The following is a 19,553-nucleotide window of genomic DNA, read 5'->3' as shown; positions in this document are numbered from 1 at the left end:
TGCAACGAAGTGAACAGGCCGGCGCCGGGCCGCCCCAAGGCGGCCTGCGGCCCCCTCGGGGGGCAGGGAGCGACACGAAGTGAGCGAGCGCAGAGGCCTTCAGGCCCCTGTCTTCATCCAGCAGTCCTGCAACGAAGTGAACAGGCCGGCGCCGGGCCGCCCCAAGGCGGCCTGCGGCCCCCTCGGGGGGCAGGGAGCGACACGCAGTGCGCGACCGTGGGGGCCACATTCATTCAGCGCTGGCACCCGAGGTCTTGACCACGGCGCCCCATTTCACGATTTCGCTGGCAATGAAACGGTCGAACTCGGCGCCGGTGCCCGGGCTGGGCTCCGAGCCCCGCTCGCGGATGAAGGCCGCCAGCTTCTCTGATTTCAGCAGGGCCACCACCTCGGTGTTCAGGCGCTGCAGCACCTCGGGCGGGGTGCCGCGTGGCGCCATCAAGCCCAGCCAGCCCACGGCCTCGAAGTTCTTCAGGGCCGGCAGGCCGCTTTCACGCACCGTGGGCACGTCGGGCAGTTGAGACGAGCGCGTGGCCGAGGTCACGGCCAGTGGCACGGCTTTGTGGGTCTGGATGTGGGGCAGTGCCGCCGTCACCGAGTCGACCATCAGCGGCACCTGGGCGCCCAGAAAGTCGGCCTGGGCCGGACCGCTGCCGCGGTAGGGGATGTGGGTGATGAACACGGCGGCCTGCGCCTTGAGCATCTCGCCCGACAGGTGCTGCGTGCCGCCGATGCCGGCGCTGGCATAGCTCAACTGGCCCGGGGCGGCCTTGGCCTGCTGCACCAGCTGGCGCAGGCTGGTGATGCCCGAGGCCGGCGTCGCCAGAAAGATCAGGGGCACCTTGGCGATGAGCGAGATGCCCACCAAGTCTTTGGTGGGGTCGAAGTTGACCTTCTTGTACAAGGTCTGGTTCACGGCCATGGCGCTGCCTGCCACCAGCAGGGTGTAGCCGTCAGGGGCAGATCGGGCCACGAACTCGCTGCCGATGTTGCTGCCGGCACCGGCCTTGTTCTCGACCACCACGCTCTGGCCCAGGCGCTGCGACAGGGGCTCTGCCAGCGCACGGGCAAAGAGGTCGGTGGCCTGGCCGGGGGGGAACGGCACCACCAGTTTGATCGGGCGTTCAGCGGGCCAGCCAGCGGCCAGCGCCTGGCCACCCAGGCTCAGCATCAGGCCGCCCACCAGGGCCAGGCCCAGCAGTCGCCGGGGTGGGTGGCGGTGTTCAGTCGAGGGGAAGGCAGGCATGGGAACAGTCTCCAAAAGAGCCTGCCGGTTCGGATAGGACATGAAATGGCTTGGGATAGGCCGACAGTGCTGCGCCCATTGTGCCGTCAAGGCAATGTCTACCGCCTTCTGTCGATCAGGCGGCGGTGGCCGCCTTGATCAATTCGGTGGCCTGGGCGGTACCGGCCGTGATGCCGCTCACCGGGCCCCAATCGGGGTCGAAGCGGCTGGCGATGAAGGCCCCCGAGGCCAGTGGGCTGGCCTGCTGCAACATCAGGCAGGCCTGGGCCGTCAAGGCCAGGCGCTGGGTGAAGCGCCGTGCCTGGGCCTCCAGGGCCTCGGGGGGCAGCATCAGGGCCGTGCGCAGCAGGTGCACCTGGCGCAGCAGCTCGGGCTCTTGCGAGGCGATGTCCTGCAGCAGGTCGAGCACGCCGTGGGCGTCATCGGGCGCGTGGGCAATGGCACGCAGCACGTCCAGGCACATCACGTTGCCCGAGCCCTCCCAGATCGAGTTGACCGGGGCTTCGCGGAACAGGCGGCCGATGGCGCCGTCCTCCACATAGCCGTTGCCGCCGAACACCTCCATGGCTTCACCGCAAAAGCCCACCGCCCGCTTGCAGTTCCAGAACTTGGCGGCCGGGGTCATCAGGCGCCGCCAGGCCACGTCCTGGGGGGCGTTGGAGCCGAAGTGGGCTGCCAGGTCCATGGCCAGCACGGTGGCGGCTTCGGCCTCCAAGGCCATGTCGGCCAGCAGCGTGGTCATGGCCGGCTGGTCGACCAGGTAGCGCCCGAATACGAAGCGGTTGCGGGTGTAGTGCAGGGCCTGCGCCAGGCCCTGGCGGAGGTAGCCGGCACTGGACAAGGCGCAGTCCAGCCGGGTGTAGTTGGCCATCTCGATGATGGTGCGGATGCCCCGCCCCTCGGCTCCTACCAGCACGCCCCAGGCCTCTTTGAACTCGACCTCGCTGCTGGAGTTGGAGCGGTTGCCGACCTTGGACTTGAGTCGCTGGATGTGGATCGGGTTCTTGCTGCCGTCGGGCCGCCAGCGGGGCACGAAAAAGCACGACGACCCGTGCTCATCGGTCTTGGCCAGCACCAGGTGGCCGTCGCACATCGGCGCCGAGAAGAACCACTTGTGGCCGGTCAGCAGGAACTCCTCTCCCCAGGGGCCCGCCCCGTGGGGCACCGCGCGGGTGGTGTTCGTGCGCACATCGCTGCCACCCTGCTTTTCGGTCATGCCCATGCCGACGGTGATCGAGGTCTTCTGGGCCAGCGGAATGTCGCGCGGGTCATGCTCCAGCGACATCAGCTTGGGCGCCAACTCGGCGTACAGCGGCGCGTTCAGCGCGATCACCGGGATGCAGGCCTTGGTCATGGTGGTGGGGCAGCCCGAGCCCGACTCGATCTGACTGTGCATGAACATCGAGGCGCCATAGGCCGTCCAGGCCGAGGCGCGGGCATCGGTGTAGGGCAGGTTGGCATTGCCGTTGCGCCGTGCGATGGCCATCACGGTGTGCCAGGCGGGGTGGAACTTCACGAAGTCGATGCGTTGGCCGGTGGCCGAGTGGGTGCGCAACTCGGGCGGGTACAGGTTGGCGTCTTCGGCGGCCCGCAACACGGACTCGCTGCCGTATTCGGCGCCCTGGCGCAGCAGCTCGGGCTCGCGCCAGGCGGCGCCGCCGCGCTGCACCGAGCGTCGCAGCACCGGGTCGCTGGCGTACAGGTTGTAGTCCTTGAGTTCCGGGACCTGGTTGTCCGGGTGGTGGCCGATCATGGGTGTCTCCTGTGGGTTCGCCGGGCAGTCAGTGGGCGGTCAAAATGGCACGCCCAAGCTCCTCGAAAATTCTATGAAGCCCTGGCCCGAAGGGTGTCCGGATTTGCCTGCATGACCTCGCCCCGCCCCTCGACCCCCGCCAAGCCCCAGCGACGACGCCCGAGCCAGTCGCGTGCCCGCCTCACGGCCCAGGCCCTGCAGCAGGCCTTTGTTCAGCTTTTGGTAGAGAGCGATTACCCCCGCATCAGCATCCGTGCGATCACCGGCCTGGCCGGTACCAGCCTGGGCAGCTTCTACGAGTACTTTGCCAGCAAGGAAGACCTGGCGCGGGTCTGCCTGCACCTTCGCTCCAAGGAGCTGTTGACGGCCCTGCAGCAGGCGGTGGAGGCCCGGCGCGGCCGCCCCCTGGCCGAGCTGGTGCAGGCCGTGCTGGCCTCTCAGTTGGCGGCCCACCGGGCCCACCCTGCCGAGTGGAGTGCCCATTACCTGCTGGAGCGCCACCTCTCAGGGGTGGAGGCCTACCGCAAGATGTACCAGCGCTTCATCGAGGGCTGGGTGCAGGTGATCGAGGCCGCAGGCGATCTGCCCGAGCCGGCGCGGGCCCAGGCGCCGCAAGCCGCCCGGGTCTGCCAGACCATCCTCTACGGCCTGGTCGCCCACGCCCACCTGGCCAGCCCGACCCCGCCCGACCTGGACGCGCTCGAGCAACAGGCCACCCAGGCCCTGCTCGGCTACCTGACACAAGCCCTGCCCAGGGGGTGATCATCAAGGGCTTTGCCCCGGCCGCATGGTGGCGCCGAAGGCGGCTCAGGGGGGTCAAGCCGCGGAGAGATGCTTCCCGACAATGCCCGCCAGCTCGAACATCGTGATCTGCGGCTTGCCGAACACCGGCAGCAGCTTGGCATCGGCGTTGATGGCGCGCTTGTTGGCGGCATCCTGCAGGCCATTGGCCTTCACGTAGTCCCACACCTTCTTGATGACCTCGGTGCGCGCCACGGCCTCGCCCCCGATCACGGCAGCCAATGCGGCGCTGGGGGTGAGCCCGCTGCCCGGCGTGGCCTTGCGCGGGGTCTTGGTGGCGGTCTTCTTGGCGGCCGGGGCCTTGGCTGCGGCCTTCTTGGCCGGGGCGGCCTTGGCGGCTGCGCCCGCGGTCTTGCGCGGCGGGAACTTGCTTTCGCGCGGTTCGAACTCGAAGTTCACCTTGCTGGCCGCAGCGTCCCAGGCCAGGAAGGCCTTGAAGCTGCGGCGGGTGCGCATGCTGACGAATTTGTCGAGCAGGTCGGTCTTGCCAGTGCTCAGCAGCTTGTGCATCTGATCGCGTTCCACCGGCTGCTGCAGGATGATCTTGCCGCTCTTGAAGTCGCAGCTCGGAGTGGGCTGCTCGGCGGTGGGCACCGATTTGCTGCACACATAGTTGGCGCCATGTTCCACCACCGGGGCACCGCATTTGGGGCAGGGGCCCAAGGATTCCTGGCCCGACAGATCCTGCAGTTCGCCGGTTTCTTCGCCGTCCTTGTCATCGCCAAAGTCGAACTCGAGCTTCCAGTTCTTGTCGTCTTCGCTGAACTTGAGCGCCATCTCGGCCACAAAGGGCCAACCCGCCTTGGAGCGGAAGCCCTCCAGCGGGCCGATGTGCTTGTCACGCAGAAAGGCTTCGGCCTCGTCGGGCTCGAAGGTGCGGCCCGCCGGCGACTTGGTGAACGAGAAGCCGCAGCCGTCGCTGTGGCCGTCGGCACCGGTGCAGCTGTAGCGGCGGTAGTTTTCTTTCACCACGCCGCCGCAATTCGGGCAGGGCGCGCCCAGGGTGGCGTAATCGCCGGGCACGGTGTCGCGGTCGTATTCTTTGGCCTTCTTGACGATGTGCTCGGTCATGGCAGCGATCTGCTGCATGAACTCTTCGCGGCTGAGCAGGCCTTTTTCCATCTGCGAGAGCTTGTACTCCCACTCGCCGGTGAGTTCGGGGCGCGACAGCTCTTCGACACCCAGACCGCGCAGCAGTGTCATGAGCTGGAAGGCCTTGGCGGTGGGGATCAGCTCGCGGCCTTCGCGCAGCATGTATTTCTCGAGGATCAGGCCTTCGATGATGGCGGCCCGGGTGGCTGGGGTGCCCAGGCCCTTTTCCTGCATGGCTTCACGCAGTTCATCGTCTTCGACCATCTTGCCGGCGCCTTCCATGGCGCCCAGCAGCGTGGCTTCGGAGTAGCGCGCCGGTGGGCGGGTCTTCAGGCCCTTGGCCTCGGCACTTTCGGCCAGCGGCTTCTCGCCGGGGGCCACGGGCACCAGGTTCTGGCCCTTGTCGCCTTCCTTGGCATCGGCCACTTCGGCCGCGGCTTCTTTGCCGTAGATGGCCAGCCAGCCTGGCTTGACCAGCACCTTGCCTTCGGTCTTGAAGTGGTGCTCCAGCACCTGGCTCACGCGGGTGGTGACTTGGTATTCGGCACTCGGGAAGAACACCGCCATGAAGCGGCGCACCACCAGGTCGTACAGCTTCTGTTCGGCTTCGCTCAGGCCGCTGGGGGCTTGCAGCGTGGGGATGATGGCAAAGTGATCACTGACCTTGCTGTTGTCGAAGATGCGCTTGCTGGGCTTGATGTAGCCGTTGTTGAGCGCGGTCAGGGCGTGCGGGGCCAGGTGACGCATACCGCTGTCGGCCAGCATCTCGAAGGTCTGGCGGGCCACCGGCAGGTAGTCCTCGGGCAGGGCGCGCGAGTCGGTACGCGGGTAGGTCAGGGCCTTGTGGCGCTCATACAGGCTTTGCGCCAGGGCCAACGTGGTCTTGGCGCTGAAGCCGAACTTGCCGTTGGCCTCGCGCTGCAGCGAGGTGAGGTCGAACAGCTGGGGCGAGGCCTGCGTGGTGGGCTTGCTTTCTTCGGTGACCGTGGCCGGCTTGCCGCGCACGGCATTGGCAATCGTCAGGGCTTCCTGGGCGCTCCAGACGCGATCGGCACGCTTTTCGGCGTCTTCAGGGTCTTTCTTCCAGGTGGGGTTGAACCACTTGCCCGGGTATTCGCCTGCGGCGGCGCCGAAACTGGCGTGGATTTCCCAGTAGTCGCGGCTGATGAATTTCCGGATCTGTTCCTCGCGCTCGACCACCACGGCCAGCGTGGGGGTCTGGACTCGGCCCACGGTGGTCAGGAAGAAGCCGCCATCGCGCGAGTTGAAGGCCGTCATGGCCCGGGTGCCGTTGATGCCCACCAGCCAGTCGGCCTCGGAGCGGCTGCGGGCGGCGCTGGCCAGGCCGGCCATCTGGCTTTCGCTGCGCAGTTTGTCAAAGCCGTCTCGGATGGCCTGGGGCGTCATCGACTGCAGCCACAGGCGCTTGACCGGTTTGCCCAGCGGCTGGTATTGGCCGCCCTTCTGCCCGCCCGCGTATTGCTCGATCAGGCGGAAGATCAGCTCGCCCTCGCGGCCCGCGTCACAGGCGTTGATGAGGGCGCTGACGTCTTTGCGCTTGGCTTGCTTGACCACGGCGTTCAAGCGGCTCTTGGTCTTGTCGACCGGCTTCAGGTCGAAGAAGGGCGGAATCACCGGCAGGTTGGCGAAGCTCCACTTGCCGCGCTTGACGTCGAATTGCTCGGGAGCCTGGATTTCGACCAGGTGGCCCACGGCGCTGGTCACCACGAAATTGTCGTTTTCGAAGTGATCGTCGAACTTCTCGAACTTGCCTGTGCTGGGGGTGAGCGCCCGCACGATGTCTTGTGCCACCGACGGTTTTTCAGCAATCACCAGAGTCTTTGTCATTTCAGCGTCTTCCCTTTTCAAGGTCCGGCCCGAAGCTGGTCTGCCAGCCTCCTACAATCCGGGTTTCGCGCGCATGCACGCACACACGCACCTGTGTGTGCGCACGCGCAGGTGCTCTTTCCAAGTTAACAGAGTTTTTGGTCATGTCCGCAAAAGCCCCCTCGATTTCCGGCCGCCGCCTCCAGACCCGCCGCTCGGGGGTTCATGGCCGAGGCGTGTTTGCCCTGCAAGACATCGCTGAGGGTGAGACCCTGATCGAGTACGTGGGTGAGGTGATCACCTGGGATGAGGCGCAAGACCGCCACCCGCACGATCCGAGCGACCCGAACCACACCTTTTATTTTCACGTCGATGCCGACCGCGTGATCGATGCGCTGCACGGGGGCAACTCTTCGCGCTGGATCAACCACAGCTGCGATCCCAATTGCATCGCCGATGAGGAAGACGGCCGCATCTTCATCCGTGCCCTGCGCAACATCCGCGCTGGCGAAGAGTTGAACTACGACTACGGCCTGATCATCGACGAGCGTTACACGCCCAAGCTCAAGGCCGAGTACCCCTGCTGGTGCGGCGCTGCGCAGTGCCGTGGCACCTTGTTGGCGCCCAAGCGCCGCCCGGCCACGCCCAAGACGCCCAGCCAGCTCAAGACAGCCAAGACAGCCAAGACAGCCAAGACAGCCAAGGCGCCGTCCAAGGCGGGTCGGCGGGCTGCCTGAGGGGCGCGGCATGACCATGAACCCTGTCGTGCGTTGGCCTGCCGAGGCCATCTGGGAGGCGGTGGAACCCGTGCTGCCCGGCTTCTCGGTGGAGGTGCTGCCCGAGATCGACTCCACCAACACCGAACTCATGCGCCGGGCCCGGGCGGGCCGCCATGAGCCGGTGCTGCTGGTCGCCGAGCGCCAGACGGCCGGCCGTGGCCGCATGGGCCGGGTCTGGCAGGGCGGTGGTGCGCCTGAGGCGGGCGAGCCGCCCTCGCTGATGTTTTCGCTGGGTCTGCCTTTGGCGCCTGCTGACTGGTCGGGTTTGTCGCTGGCGGTGGGGCTGAGCTTGGCAGAGTCGCTCGACCCCGATGCACGGGCCGGCCTGGGGCTCAAATGGCCCAATGACCTGTGGCGGCACGATTGCAAGCTGGGCGGCATTCTGATCGAGACCGCCGGCGGCGGCGCTGCCCCGCCTGGTCAGCCCCCCGCGCCGCGGTATGTGGTGATCGGCGTCGGCCTCAACATCTTGCCGCGCGCCGTCGAGGGCACGTCGACCCCGCTGGCCACACTGCGTGACTGGCAGGCCCAGGCCAGCGCGCCGCAGACGCTGCTGCAAGTCATTCCCCCACTGGTGGCCAGGGTGCTGGGTTTTGCCGACAGCGGTTTTGCCCCCTTGCTGCCCCGTTTCCTGACCCGTGATGTGCTGCTCGGCCGGCCTGTGCGCACCAGCGACGGTCTGGAGGGGGTGGCCGCTGGCGTGGATGCCGGGGGGGCGCTGCTCGTGCATACTGCACAGGGCACCCAGGCCATCCACAGTTCCGAGGTGAGTGTGCGGCCGGTGCCTGCGTCGCCACCGGCCTGCTGAGGCCCTGGTTTCAACCCACTGCCCTTGTCTCACACCTGCCCATGCTTCGTCTGCTCGTCGTCTTGCTGCTGCTGGTCAATGGTGCGTATTTTCTGTGGACGCAGGGTCACCTGGCTGCGCTGGGGCTGGCCCCGGTGAACCCGTCCGAGCCACAGCACCTGGCCCAGCAGATCAAGCCTGAGGCGCTGACCCTGATGACGGCCGACGAAAGCAAGCGCCTGGCCGCCGAGGCCGCGGCCGCCAGCATCACCGAATGCCTGACCGCCGGTCCCCTGGACGACAAGCTGGCGGCTGTGGTGCGCGAGGCCGCCACGCAGTCGCTTGCAACGGGGCAATGGAGTCTGGACACCATCACCGTGCCAGGGCGCTGGATCATCTACATGGGCCGCTACGGCGATCCCGACATGCTGAGCCGCAAGAAGGCCGAACTGCGGGCCCGCCGCATCAGCTTCGAACCCTTGACCAATCCGGCCCTGGAGCCCGGTCTGTCACTGGGCAGCTTTGCTTCTCAGGGCGCCGCCAATGAAGAGTTGGCCGCCCTGTCGCAACGCGGCGTGCGCACGGCCAAGGTGGTGCAGGAGCGACCTGACAGCAAGGCCTATGCCCTCAAGCTGCCGGCCGTGGGTGAGGCGCTGCGCGGCAAGCTGGAGCCGCTGCGCGACAGCCTGGGCGGCAAAAGCCTGCGGCCGTGCTGACCACCGGGCCATTCAGGCTCAGGTGGGCAGGCCTTCAGGGCAGTTCGATACAAACCGCACCGTGAAGCTGGCCCCTGGCGGTTGTTCGCCTGGCCGCGCGTCGTTGAGCGTGATGCTGGCCTCGTGCTGGCGCGCGATCTCCAGCACGATGGGCAAGCCCAGGCCCGAGCCGTCGGCATCGGTGCCCAGGGCGCGGTAGAAGGGCTGGAACACCAGCTCGCGTTCGGCCTCTGGAATGCCGGGGCCCGAATCCTCCACCTGCAGCAGCAGGGCTCGGCTGAAGGGGTCGGCCAGCACGCGGGCCGTCACCACGCCGGGGCGGGTGTCGGTGCTGGGGGTGTAGTTGATGGCGTTGTCCACCAGGTTGCGCACCAGCTCCTTGAGCAAGGTGGGGTTGCCCATCAGTTGCACGCCGGCCGCACCAGGGCTGGCACCGTCGTAGCCCAGGTCGATGCGCTTTTCCATGGCGCGCGGCACCGAGTCGCGCACCACCTCCATGGTCAGCCGGGCCAGGTCGCAGGGCTGTCGCGTCAGGGCTGCACCACTGTTCTCGGCCCGGGCCAGTGACAGCAGCTGATTGACGGTGTGGGTGGCGCGGATGCTGGAGCGCCCGATTTGCTTGAGTGACTGCTTGAGCTCTTCGGTGCTGGTGCCTTCGCGCTGGGCCAGGTCGGCCTGCATGCGCAGGCCCGCCAGCGGGGTTTTGAGCTGGTGGGCGGCATCCGCCAGAAAGCGCTTTTGCGTGGCGATCGAGTCGTTCAGGCGTGTCAGCAGGTCGTTCACCGAAGACACCAGGGGGGCCACTTCGACTGGGACGGCCTTGTCGTCGAGCGGGCTGAGGTCGTCGGGGTCGCGGGCGCGGATGCGCTCCTCCAGCTGCGACAAGGGCTTGATGCCGCGCGCCAGGGCGAGCCATACCAGCAGCACGGCCAGCGGCAGGATGACGAACTGCGGCAGCATCACGCCTTTGATGATCTCTGTGGCCAGCACGGAGCGCTTCTCGCGGGTCTCGGCCACTTGCACCAGGGCGGGTTCGGCGTTCTCGATCGGCAGCCGCACCCAGATGTAGGCCACGCGCACTTCCAGGCCCTTGAGTTCGTCGTCGCGCAAGCGCACCACGCCGATGACCTGCTTGTCTTCTTCGGCGGGCAGTGGCAGCGCGGCTTCGCCGGACAGGAACTCGCCGCGCGTGCCCATGACCTGGTAATACACCATGTCAGAGTCGTCGGCGCGCAGCAGCTCGCTGGCGGGCAGGGGCAGGTTGAAGCTGGCGCGGTTGTTGTGCACCGTGATCAGCTGAGCCAGCGTCTGCACGTTGTAGTCCAGCGCCCGGTCGAAGGGCTTGTTGGCAATGCCCTGGGCCACCAGCCAGGTCAGGGCCAGGCTGACCGGCCACAGCAGCAGCAGGGGCGTGAGCATCCAGTCAAGGATCTCGCCAAACAGCGAACGCTGCTCACGCTGGAAGATTTTCAAGGGGTGGGCCTAGCCGGGGATTTTTTCGAGACAGTAGCCCAGGCCGCGCACCGTGGCGATGCGGATCGGGCCGCGTTCGATCTTCTTGCGCAGGCGGTGGATGTAGACCTCGATGGCGTTGTTGCTCACCTCTTCGCCCCATTCGCACAGGCGCTCCACCAACTGGTCTTTGCTGACCAGCCGGCCGGCGCGTTGCAGCAGCACCTCGAGCAGGCCCAGCTCGCGGGCCGACAGTTCAACCATCTTGCCGTCGATGGTGGCCACACGTCCGGCCTGGTCGTAGATCAGCGGGCCGTGTTTGATGGTGCTGCTGGTGCCGCCCATGCCACGCCGGGTGAGGGCGCGCACGCGGGCTTCGAGCTCTTGCAGCGAGAAAGGCTTGGCCATGTAGTCGTCTGCACCGTAGTCCAGGCCCTTGACGCGTTCTTCGACGCTGTCGGCCGCGGTCAGGATCAGCACCGGCAGGGCCGAGCCGCGGCTGCGCAGGCGCTTGAGCACCTCCAGTCCGTGCATGCGGGGCAGGCCCAGGTCGAGGATCAGCAGATCGAACTCGTTGTTGGTCATCAGCGCCGCATCGGCTTCGGCGCCGCTGGCCACGTGGTCCACCGCGGCACCCGAGGCGCGCAGGGTGCGCAACAGGCCATCGGCCAGCACCTGGTCGTCTTCGGCAATCAGAATTCTCATGGGGTCTCCTGGGGTGCGGGCGGCGTTCGGCTCGGCATGGCCGTTCACCCCAAATTCTAGGCCGTATGAGCCGTCGGATTGTCTTCAGACAAACCCACCTCAGCTGCCTGCGTAGGCCTCCAGCCCCAGCGCCACCACGGTGGCCACCTCGTCCCCCACGGCGGCGCGGAATTCGGCCTCGGCCTGGGTCACGGCCCGCCGGAAGGCCTGCAGCCAGGCCAGCCCGGTGTCGGTGAAGCAGATCCTCCGGGCCCGCGCGTCCTGCGGGTCGACCTCGCGCCGCACCAGGCCCCAGGCTTCGCACTGGGTCACCAGATCGCCCATGGCCTGCTTGCTCATGCCGGCGCTGGCGGCCAACTCGGTCAGCCGTGAGCCGTCCAGGCCCAGGTGGCGCGTGATGTGGATGTGGGCCGCGCTCACCTGGCCGCGGGCCGCCAGGTTGGACAAGGCCAGAGGTACGTCCAGATCATGGGCCATCAGGGTCAGCACGCGCTCGTCGAAGCGACGCAGCGCGTGGCCCATCAGCCGGCCCAGGTGGGTCAGGCGCCAGGCGTCGGCAGCGGGTGGAGGGGCGAGCATGGGGTGATTTTAATAGTCAGGCAAACTGACTAAAAAACATGAAAATTATCAGAAGACCTTGTTTAAACTGCTGTTCAAGCATCCAGCCTGTGATCAATCACAGTGACTGATTCACCCGACCCTTTCACCCTCTTCAGGAGCTCTCCATGGACGCACCCGTCAAAGGCAACGCCGCCAATTCCGAAAAAGCCAAGGCCTTGCAGGCCGCGCTCGCGCAGATCGAAAAGCAGTTCGGCAAAGGCACGATCATGCGCCTGGGCGAGGGCGAGGCGATCGAGGACATCCAGGTGATCTCCACCGGCTCGCTGGGCCTGGACGTGGCCCTGGGCGTGGGTGGCCTGCCGCGCGGCCGGGTGGTGGAGATCTACGGCCCGGAATCCTCGGGCAAGACCACGCTGACCCTGCAGGTGGTGGCCGAGATGCAGAAGCAAGGCGGCACGTGTGCCTTTGTCGACGCCGAGCACGCGCTCGACATCCAGTACGCCCAGAAGCTGGGCGTGAACCTGCAGGAACTGCTGATCAGCCAGCCCGACACCGGCGAGCAGGCCCTGGAGATCGTGGACAGCCTGGTGCGCTCGGGGGCGGTGGACCTGATCGTGGTCGACTCGGTGGCCGCGCTCACGCCCAAGGCCGAAATCGAAGGTGAAATGGGCGACTCTCTGCCCGGCCTGCAGGCCCGCCTGATGAGCCAGGCGTTGCGCAAGCTGACCTCGACCATCAAGAAGACCAACTGCATGGTCATTTTCATCAACCAGATCCGCATGAAGATCGGCGTGATGTTCGGTTCGCCCGAAACCACCACCGGCGGCAATGCGCTGAAGTTCTACGCCTCGGTGCGCCTGGACATCCGCCGCACCGGCACCATCAAGAAGGGCGAAGAGGCGATCGGCAACGAGACCAAGGTGAAGGTCGTGAAGAACAAGGTTTCGCCTCCGTTCAAGACGGCCGAGTTCGACATTCTGTTCGGCGAGGGCATCAGCCGCCATGGTGAAATCATCGACATGGGTGTCACCGCCAAGATCATCGAAAAATCGGGTGCCTGGTATGCCTACAACGGCGAAAAGATCGGCCAGGGCCGTGACAACGCCCGTGAGTTCCTGCGCGAGAACCCCGACCTGGCCCGCGAGATCGAGAACAAGGTGCGTGAAAGCCTGGGCATCGCCCTGTTGCCCCCGGTGCTGAGCAGCCCGGCTGCGGCTGCCGACGCCGCGTGACAGGCCCAGGCTCCGGGGTGCCCGCCTCTTGCCGGGCGGGGCCTCTGGGCCGGCTGAGTGCCGATGTCGTTTGAAAAGATTTCGCTCAAGGGGCGTGCGCTGCGCTATCTCGCCATGCGCGAGCATTCGCGCTCAGAGTTGGAGCGCAAGCTGGCGCCTCACGAAGAGGTGCCCGGTGAATTGGCCCGGGCGCTGGACGAGTTGCAGGCCCGAGGCTTCATTGATGAGCAGCGCGTGATCGAGTCGCTGCTGTACCGCCGGGCCTCGCGTCTGGGCGCCGGGCGTCTGCGTCAGGAGTTGCAGGCCAAGGGCCTGCAGGGCGAAGCCGTGCAGCAGGCCTTGGCCGGCTTGCGTGACACCGAACTGGCGCGTGCTCAGGTGGTTTGGCGCAAGCGCTTTGACAGCCTGCCGACGGCGGCCACCGAGCGGGCCCGGCAAACCCGCTTTCTGATGGCGCGCGGCTTCTCGTCCGAGGTGGTGCGCCAGGTACTGGCAGGCCGGGGCGTTGAGGACGACGAGTCGGCATGCAGCGACGAAATCGACCAGGATTGAGCGCCACAGTGCGCAGGACCACGCCATGAAAAAAGGCCCCTCGGGGCCTTTTCTGCGCCTGGGCTGGTGCGCTCAGAGGCTCAGCATCAGCTGCAGGTTCTGCACGGCGGCGCCGCTGGCACCTTTGCCGAGGTTGTCCAGGCGGGCGATCAGCACGGCGTGGTTGAATTCATCGTTGCCGAACACACGCAGTTCAAGTTGGTTGGTGTCGTTCAGAGCCAGGGCATCGAGCTTGCCGTCTTCTGTGGCCGGCAGCACGCTGACCCAGCCCCCATCGGCGGCGCTGGCCGCATAGTGGCGGCTCAGGGCGTCGTGCAGATCGGCGGCCTTGGGTGCCCCCGGCAGCGTGTCCAGGTGCAGCGGCAGCTGCACCAGCATGCCCTGGCGGAAGTTGCCCACGGCGGGCACAAACAAGGGGCGGCGGGTCAGGCCGGTGCAGGCCATGATCTCGGGAATGTGCTTGTGCTTGAGGCCCAGCGCATAGGCCTCGTACAAGGGGGCTTCACCTTTTTCATAGGCTTCGATCATGGTGCGCCCGCCACCCGAGTAGCCGCTGACCGAGGGCAGGGCCACCGGGTGGTCCTTGGGCAGCAGGCCCGCATCAATCAGGGGGCGCAGCAAGGCGATGGCGCCGGTGGCGTAGCAGCCCGGGTTGGCCACGCGGCGGGCCTGTCGCACCGCCTCTTTCTGGCCCGGGGCCAGTTCGGGAAAACCGTAGACCCAGCCCGGACTCACGCGGTGGGCGGTCGAGGCATCGATGATCTTGGGGCCGGGGCGGCCGGTGCTGCGTTCCAGCTCGTCCACCAGAGCCACGGTCTCGCGGGCCGCATTGTCGTGCAGGCACAGAATGACCAGGTCCACGCCGGCCAGCAGCTCACGTTTGGCGGCCGGGTCTTTGCGTCGTTCAGGCGCAATGCTCACCAGTTCGATGGCGGGCATGTGTTGCAGCCGCTCCCGGATTTGCAGGCCGGTGGTGCCTGCTTCGCCGTCAATAAAAACCAAGGCCATGATGTCTTCCTGACTCAGTGTTGTGGTAACCACGTAAGTTACGCACAAGGTTTGTGCAGGGCAGCATGATACATTTCGAGGTTGCTGTGTCCACTGCCCGACGCCGGCTTTTGCGAGGTCGCCGGGTGAAAATCATCCATTCCTGAGAGAGACCTCATGAAGATTCACGAGTACCAAGGCAAGGAAATCTTGCGTCAGTTTGGTGTGCCCGTCCCCCGTGGCATCCCTGCATTCACGGTTCAAGAGGCGGTGGAAGCTGCCCAGAAACTGGGCGGTCCGGTTTGGGTCGTCAAGGCCCAGATCCACGCGGGCGGCCGCGGCAAGGGCGGCGGCGTCAAGGTGGCCAAGTCCATCGATGACGTGAAGCGCCTGGCTGGCGAGATCCTGGGCATGCAGCTCAAGACCCACCAGACTGGCCCCGAAGGCCAGAAGGTCCGTCGTCTGTACATCGAAGACGGCGCCGACATCCAGAAGGAATACTACGTGTCGATCGTGACCGATCGCGCCACGCAGAAGCTGGCCTTCATTGCCTCCAGCGAAGGCGGCATGGACATCGAGGAAGTGGCTCACTCCACCCCCGAGAAGATCATCACCGAATTCATCGACCCGCTGACCGGCCTGAGCGCCGAGCAGGCGACCCGCATTGCCAATGGCATCGGCCTGCCCGCCGAGTCGACCGCCCAGGCTGTGGACATCTTCCAGAAGCTGTTCAAGTGCTACATGGACACCGACGCTTCGCTGGTTGAAATCAACCCGCTGAACCGCGACAGCAAGAACAACCTGATCGCCCTGGACGCCAAGTTCAACTTCGACGCCAACGCCCTGTTCCGTCACCCGGAAATCGTGGCCTACCGCGATCTGGACGAAGAAGATCCGGCTGAAGTCGAGGCTTCCAAGTTCGATCTGGCCTACATCAGCCTGGATGGCAACATCGGCTGCCTGGTGAACGGCGCCGGTCTGGCCATGGCCACCATGGACACCATCAAGCTGTTCGGCGGCGAGCCGGCCAACTTCCTGGACGTCGGCGGCGGCGCCACGGCCGAGAAGGTGACCGAAGCCTTCAAGATCATGCTCAAGAACGAAAAGGTCAAGGGCATCCTGGTCAACATCTTCGGCGGCATCATGAAGTGCGACACCATCGCCAACGGCGTGATCACCGCTTGCAAGGCCGTGAACCTGTCCGTGCCGCTGGTGGTGCGCATGAAGGGCACCAACGAAGAGCTGGGCAAGAAGCTGCTGGCCGAATCCGGCCTGCCCATCATTGCCGCCGACACCATGGCCGAAGCTGCGACCAAGATCGTGGCTGCCGTCAAGTAAGCCCGGAGAACACACATGTCGATCTACATCAACAAAGACACCAAGGTCATCACCCAGGGCATCACGGGCAAGACTGGCCAGTTCCACACCGAAAAGTGCCAGGAATACGCGAACGGCAAGAACGCCTTCGTGGCTGGCGTGAACCCGAAGAAGGCCGGCGAGTCGATCTTCAACATCCCGATCTACGCCTCCGTCAAGGAGGCCGCCTCGGAAACCGGCGCCACCGTGTCGGTGATCTATGTGCCGCCCGCAGGTGCAGCCGCTGCCATCTGGGAAGCTGTTGAAGCCGACCTGGACCTGGCGATCTGCATCACCGAAGGCATCCCGGTCCGCGACATGCTGGAAGTGCGCAACAAGATGAAGGCCAAGGAAGCCGCCGGTGGCAAGCGCACCCTGCTGCTGGGCCCCAACTGCCCTGGCCTGATCACCCCCGACGAAATCAAGATCGGCATCATGCCGGGTCACATCCACCGCAAGGGCCGCATCGGCGTGGTCTCGCGTTCGGGCACCCTGACCTATGAAGCCGTGGCCATGCTGACCGAAGTCGGCCTGGGCCAGTCGAGCGCCGTGGGCATTGGTGGCGACCCCATCAACGGCCTGAAGCACATCGACGTGATGAAGGCGTTCAACGACGATCCGGACACCGACGCCGTGATCATGATCGGTGAAATCGGCGGCCCCGATGAAGCCGACGCCGCTCGCTGGTGCAAGGAAAACATGAAGAAGCCGGTGGTCGGCTTCATCGCTGGCGTGACCGCGCCTCCCGGCAAGCGCATGGGCCACGCCGGCGCCCTGATCTCGGGTGGTGCCGATACCGCCGATGCCAAGCTCGCCATCATGGAAGAGTGCGGTTTCGTCGTGACCCGCAACCCGTCCGAACTGGGCAAGCTGCTGAAAGCTCAGCTCAAGTAAGCCAGCGGCGTCCGTAAGCAATATTACGGACGGCTGCAGGGCCAGAGGTCGTTAAACTGCGGCCTCCCACTCAACAGAAGCGCTCGAAACGCAGGTTTCGGGCGCTTCTTGCATTCAAAACACAGGAGAAACTGCATGGAAATGCTGCAAAGCCCGGACTTCTGGATCGGTCTGATCAAGATTGTCTGGATCAACATCATCTTGTCAGGTGACAACGCGGTGGTGATCGCTTTGGCGGCCCGCTCGCTGCCCCCCGAACTGCAACGCAAGGCCATTCTGTTCGGCTCCGGCGCTGCGGTGGTGTTGCGTATCGTGCTGACCTTTGTGGCTGCCAAGCTGCTCGGCCTGCCGTTCCTGCAGGTGGTAGGCGGTTTGCTGCTGCTGTGGATCGGTGTCCAGCTGCTGAGCGAAGAGGAAGAGGAAGAAGGCGAAGCCAAATCCTCGGGCAACATGATGGCCGCCGTGCGCACCATCCTGATCGCCGACCTGGTGATGAGCCTGGACAACGTGATCGCCGTGGCTGCCGCCGCCAAGGGCAGCGACCTGCTGCTGATCCTGGGCCTGGGCATCAGCATTCCGCTGGTGATCTTCGGCAGCACGCTGATGATCAAGCTGATGGAGCGCTTCCCCATCATCGTGGTGCTGGGTGCCGCACTGATCGGCTGGGTGGGCGGTGAGACGATCGCCAGCGATGTCTTCCTGGCCGACTTTGCACATGCCAACCCCTGGCTGCACTACGTTGCCGCGACGACCGGTGCGGTATTGGTGGTGCTGGTGGGCAAGGTGCTGCAGGCCCGCTCCGCCGCGGCCCACAAGGCAGACTGAAGACACTTGCCGCCTGACCTGGCTTTCCTGCCAGGCTGCGATCAAACCACGGGGCCAGCGCCCAGGCGCTGGCCCCGTGGTCATTTTTGCTGCAGTTGACTTGCTCCACCCTGGGGCCTCTGATAGTGTGTCGATCAGTTTATTTGTGTAAATAAGTCAACAAATCACCCTGCTGTGGGGGCTGTCTTGGCGAGGTCATGGAGGCTTCGTCAGGCTGACCCGGCTGTGCCGTGACGAGGTGTGCCGAGCACGCTGTCATGTGATGCGTCAAGGGTGATCGACGAAGTGGTTCAAGGTTGACGCCAGCTGGCCCTGTGCAGGGCGCTGTGTGCCTTGTGCTTCCGCTGTCGAGGGGGTTGCCCATGCCTTGGCATGGGCTGCAAGAGGCTGGCGGAGCTGCCGCGGTTGTCCTGGGTTCCTGAGTCGGACCCGGTTTTTGAGCCATGAAATACGAGTTTTGTGCCTTCACGGACCCTGGTCTGGCCCGTGCCAACAATGAGGATTCCGTCACTTTTGACGAGTCGACCTGCCTGGCCGTGCTGGCTGATGGCATGGGGGGGTACAACGCTGGCGAGGTGGCCAGCGGCATGGCCACGACCTTCATCCGCACCGAATTGTCGCGTTGGTTGGCGCAGGCGGGGCGACATGCCAACGCCAAGGAAATCCAGCGGGCGATGGAAATCTGCGTCGACAACGCCAACCGGGCCATTTTCAACGCAGCGCACAGCAACCCCCAGTATTCGGGCATGGGCACCACACTCGTCATGGGCGTGTTTCAGGACGCCCGCCTGATGCTGGGCCACATTGGCGACTCGCGCTGCTATCGCCTGCGTGATGGCGAATTGGCCCAGCTCACCAAGGACCATTCCTTGTTGCAGGAGCAGGTCGATGCCGGGCTGATCACACCTGAGCAGGCCGCAGTGTCCATCAACCGCAATCTGGTCACCCGTGCCATGGGGGTGGAGGACGCAGCCATCCTGGAGGTCAGCGAATGCCGGGTCGAGAACGGGGATCTTTATCTGCTGTGCTCGGATGGCTTGTCAGACATGATGGGGGCGGCCGAGATCGCCGAACTGCTGAATATTCCCGAAGCATTGACCCAGAAAGCAACGCGAATGATCAAGATCGCCAATCACCATGGGGGGCGCGATAATATCAGCGTATTGCTGGTCAGAGCGGGGGATGCCTCGTCCAAGAAAAGGCTTCTGTCACGCCTTTGGGGCGGCTAGCTCTGCCGATTCGCCATTTTGCGAACACCACCAATCCATAACAAGCCAGGTTTTCAGGAGTACCGAACATGCCCAAGATGATCGTATCGATCGATGGGGTCGTCATCAAGGAAGTGCAGCTCACCAAGGAGCGCACCACCCTGGGCCGGAGGCCTTACAACGATATCGTCATCGACAATCTGGCCGTGAGCGGTGAGCATGCCGTGCTGCAGATGGTGGGGCAGGCGGTCACGCTGGAAGACCTCAACAGCACCAACGGGACCTATGTGAACGGCAAGGCCGTCAAAAAGCAGCAACTGCAGAGCGGTGACACGATCGAAGTCGGCAAGTACAAGATCCGCTTCATTGCCGAGCTGGAATCCAGCGAATACGACAAGACCATGGTGGTGAAGCCGCCGGTTTCATTGTCCGACTCTCTTTCCACGGTGCCTGCTGCCATGGGCAGCTACCAGTCGGCCCCTACGCAGGCCGGAGAATCCCTGGCCGGTTCGATCAAGGTGCTTTCAGGCTCTGCGGCTGGCCGTGAGGTCAGTCTGACCAAGGTGGTCACCACCATTGGCAAGCCTGGTGTGGCGGTGGCCGCCATCACCCGTCGCCCGCATGGCTTCGTGCTGGCCCACGTGGAAGGCGGTACCTTCCCAACCCTCAACGGGAACCCTGTCAGCGCCGAGCCCGTCACCCTGAAAAGTGGCGACGTGCTGGAACTGGCGGGCACCCAGATGCAGTTCTTCCAGGTTTGAGTGTTTTCAAGGCGGCCCG

General features: G+C 65.4%; 18 protein-coding genes. 11 read left to right on the top strand and 7 right to left on the bottom strand.

Features of this window, described 5'->3' with window-relative positions; genetic code table 11:
- Window positions 1-229 precede the first annotated feature (229 nt).
- Together AC07PT_RS03405 and AC07PT_RS03400 are read right to left on the bottom strand one after the other, a co-directional pair.
- Complete coding sequence (locus AC07PT_RS03405; protein ID WP_494655961.1) at window positions 230-1,171, bottom strand: tripartite tricarboxylate transporter substrate binding protein; 942 nt, start codon at window positions 1,169-1,171, stop codon at window positions 230-232.
- Window positions 1,172-1,361: 190 nt separating this feature from the next.
- Entirely contained in the window at window positions 1,362-2,999 is a 1,638-nt protein-coding gene (locus tag AC07PT_RS03400; protein ID WP_494655778.1) for an acyl-CoA dehydrogenase family protein, read from the bottom strand.
- Window positions 3,000-3,110: 111 nt separating this feature from the next.
- Between AC07PT_RS03400 and AC07PT_RS03395 the strand changes: the two genes are divergently transcribed.
- Entirely contained in the window at window positions 3,111-3,761 is a 651-nt protein-coding gene (locus tag AC07PT_RS03395) for a TetR/AcrR family transcriptional regulator (RefSeq protein ID WP_494655777.1), read from the top strand.
- Between the two features lie 54 nt (window positions 3,762-3,815).
- Here the strand turns inward: AC07PT_RS03395 and AC07PT_RS03390 are convergent, their stop codons facing one another.
- Entirely contained in the window at window positions 3,816-6,740 is a 2,925-nt protein-coding gene (locus AC07PT_RS03390) for a DNA topoisomerase III (protein ID WP_492348494.1), read from the bottom strand.
- A gap of 143 nt (window positions 6,741-6,883) precedes the next feature.
- Between AC07PT_RS03390 and AC07PT_RS03385 the strand changes: the two genes are divergently transcribed.
- From AC07PT_RS03385 to AC07PT_RS03375, 3 genes are read left to right on the top strand one after another with little or no spacing between them, the layout of a single operon-like run.
- Window positions 6,884-7,456 (top strand): SET domain-containing protein, encoded by a 573-nt coding sequence (locus AC07PT_RS03385; RefSeq protein ID WP_494655776.1) that lies wholly within the window; start codon window positions 6,884-6,886, stop codon window positions 7,454-7,456.
- Between the two features lie 10 nt (window positions 7,457-7,466).
- Window positions 7,467-8,306 carry a biotin--[acetyl-CoA-carboxylase] ligase gene (locus AC07PT_RS03380; RefSeq protein ID WP_492348492.1) on the top strand — a complete coding sequence of 280 codons (840 nt, stop codon included), beginning with the start codon at window positions 7,467-7,469 and terminating at the stop codon, window positions 8,304-8,306.
- A gap of 41 nt (window positions 8,307-8,347) precedes the next feature.
- On the top strand, window positions 8,348-9,001 hold the full coding sequence (locus AC07PT_RS03375; RefSeq protein ID WP_494655775.1) for an SPOR domain-containing protein: 654 nt from the start codon (window positions 8,348-8,350) through the stop codon (window positions 8,999-9,001).
- An 18-nt stretch (window positions 9,002-9,019) separates the two neighbouring features.
- Here the strand turns inward: AC07PT_RS03375 and AC07PT_RS03370 are convergent, their stop codons facing one another.
- The 3 genes from AC07PT_RS03370 to AC07PT_RS03360 all read right to left on the bottom strand — a co-directional run bounded on the left by AC07PT_RS03370 (window position 9,020) and on the right by AC07PT_RS03360 (window position 11,737).
- Window positions 9,020-10,474, bottom strand: coding sequence for a sensor histidine kinase (locus AC07PT_RS03370; protein ID WP_492348490.1), 1,455 nt, complete (start codon window positions 10,472-10,474; stop codon window positions 9,020-9,022).
- Between the two features lie 9 nt (window positions 10,475-10,483).
- The gene (locus AC07PT_RS03365; protein ID WP_027474739.1) at window positions 10,484-11,158 is read right to left on the bottom strand and encodes a response regulator; all 675 of its coding nucleotides are present in this window, start codon (window positions 11,156-11,158) and stop codon (window positions 10,484-10,486) included.
- A gap of 99 nt (window positions 11,159-11,257) precedes the next feature.
- A complete protein-coding gene (locus AC07PT_RS03360) occupies window positions 11,258-11,737 on the bottom strand; it encodes a MarR family winged helix-turn-helix transcriptional regulator (protein ID WP_492348489.1) in 480 nt (159 codons plus the stop codon).
- A gap of 146 nt (window positions 11,738-11,883) precedes the next feature.
- Between AC07PT_RS03360 and recA the strand changes: the two genes are divergently transcribed.
- Both recA and recX read left to right on the top strand, forming a co-directional pair.
- Complete coding sequence (gene recA / locus AC07PT_RS03355) at window positions 11,884-12,951, top strand: recombinase RecA (protein WP_492348488.1); 1,068 nt, start codon at window positions 11,884-11,886, stop codon at window positions 12,949-12,951.
- 63 nt (window positions 12,952-13,014) lie between these two features.
- Window positions 13,015-13,503 (top strand): recombination regulator RecX, encoded by a 489-nt coding sequence (gene recX / locus AC07PT_RS03350; RefSeq protein WP_492348487.1) that lies wholly within the window; start codon window positions 13,015-13,017, stop codon window positions 13,501-13,503.
- Window positions 13,504-13,575: 72 nt separating this feature from the next.
- Here recX and argC read toward each other — a convergent pair whose 3' ends face one another.
- On the bottom strand, window positions 13,576-14,511 hold the full coding sequence (argC, locus tag AC07PT_RS03345) for an N-acetyl-gamma-glutamyl-phosphate reductase (protein ID WP_494655774.1): 936 nt from the start codon (window positions 14,509-14,511) through the stop codon (window positions 13,576-13,578).
- A 156-nt stretch (window positions 14,512-14,667) separates the two neighbouring features.
- Here argC and sucC point away from each other — a divergent pair, with 156 nt between their 5' ends.
- From sucC to AC07PT_RS03320, 5 genes are all read left to right on the top strand, one after another.
- Window positions 14,668-15,828, top strand: coding sequence for an ADP-forming succinate--CoA ligase subunit beta (gene sucC, locus AC07PT_RS03340; RefSeq protein WP_027474734.1), 1,161 nt, complete (start codon window positions 14,668-14,670; stop codon window positions 15,826-15,828).
- A 15-nt stretch (window positions 15,829-15,843) separates the two neighbouring features.
- Window positions 15,844-16,740 carry a succinate--CoA ligase subunit alpha gene (sucD, locus tag AC07PT_RS03335; protein ID WP_019573884.1) on the top strand — a complete coding sequence of 299 codons (897 nt, stop codon included), beginning with the start codon at window positions 15,844-15,846 and terminating at the stop codon, window positions 16,738-16,740.
- Window positions 16,741-16,875: 135 nt separating this feature from the next.
- Window positions 16,876-17,565 carry a TerC family protein gene (locus tag AC07PT_RS03330; RefSeq protein ID WP_492348485.1) on the top strand — a complete coding sequence of 230 codons (690 nt, stop codon included), beginning with the start codon at window positions 16,876-16,878 and terminating at the stop codon, window positions 17,563-17,565.
- Between the two features lie 443 nt (window positions 17,566-18,008).
- Window positions 18,009-18,794, top strand: coding sequence for a Stp1/IreP family PP2C-type Ser/Thr phosphatase (locus tag AC07PT_RS03325; RefSeq protein WP_494655773.1), 786 nt, complete (start codon window positions 18,009-18,011; stop codon window positions 18,792-18,794).
- 68 nt (window positions 18,795-18,862) lie between these two features.
- Entirely contained in the window at window positions 18,863-19,534 is a 672-nt protein-coding gene (locus AC07PT_RS03320; RefSeq protein WP_492348483.1) for an FHA domain-containing protein, read from the top strand.
- The last annotated feature ends 19 nt before the right edge of the window (window positions 19,535-19,553 follow it).

It is taken from the genome of Curvibacter sp. GW821-FHT09D12 (assembly GCF_059416245.1).
The sequence above is the reverse complement of the archived record's forward strand: the minus strand, read 5'-3'. Positions and strand labels throughout refer to the sequence as shown.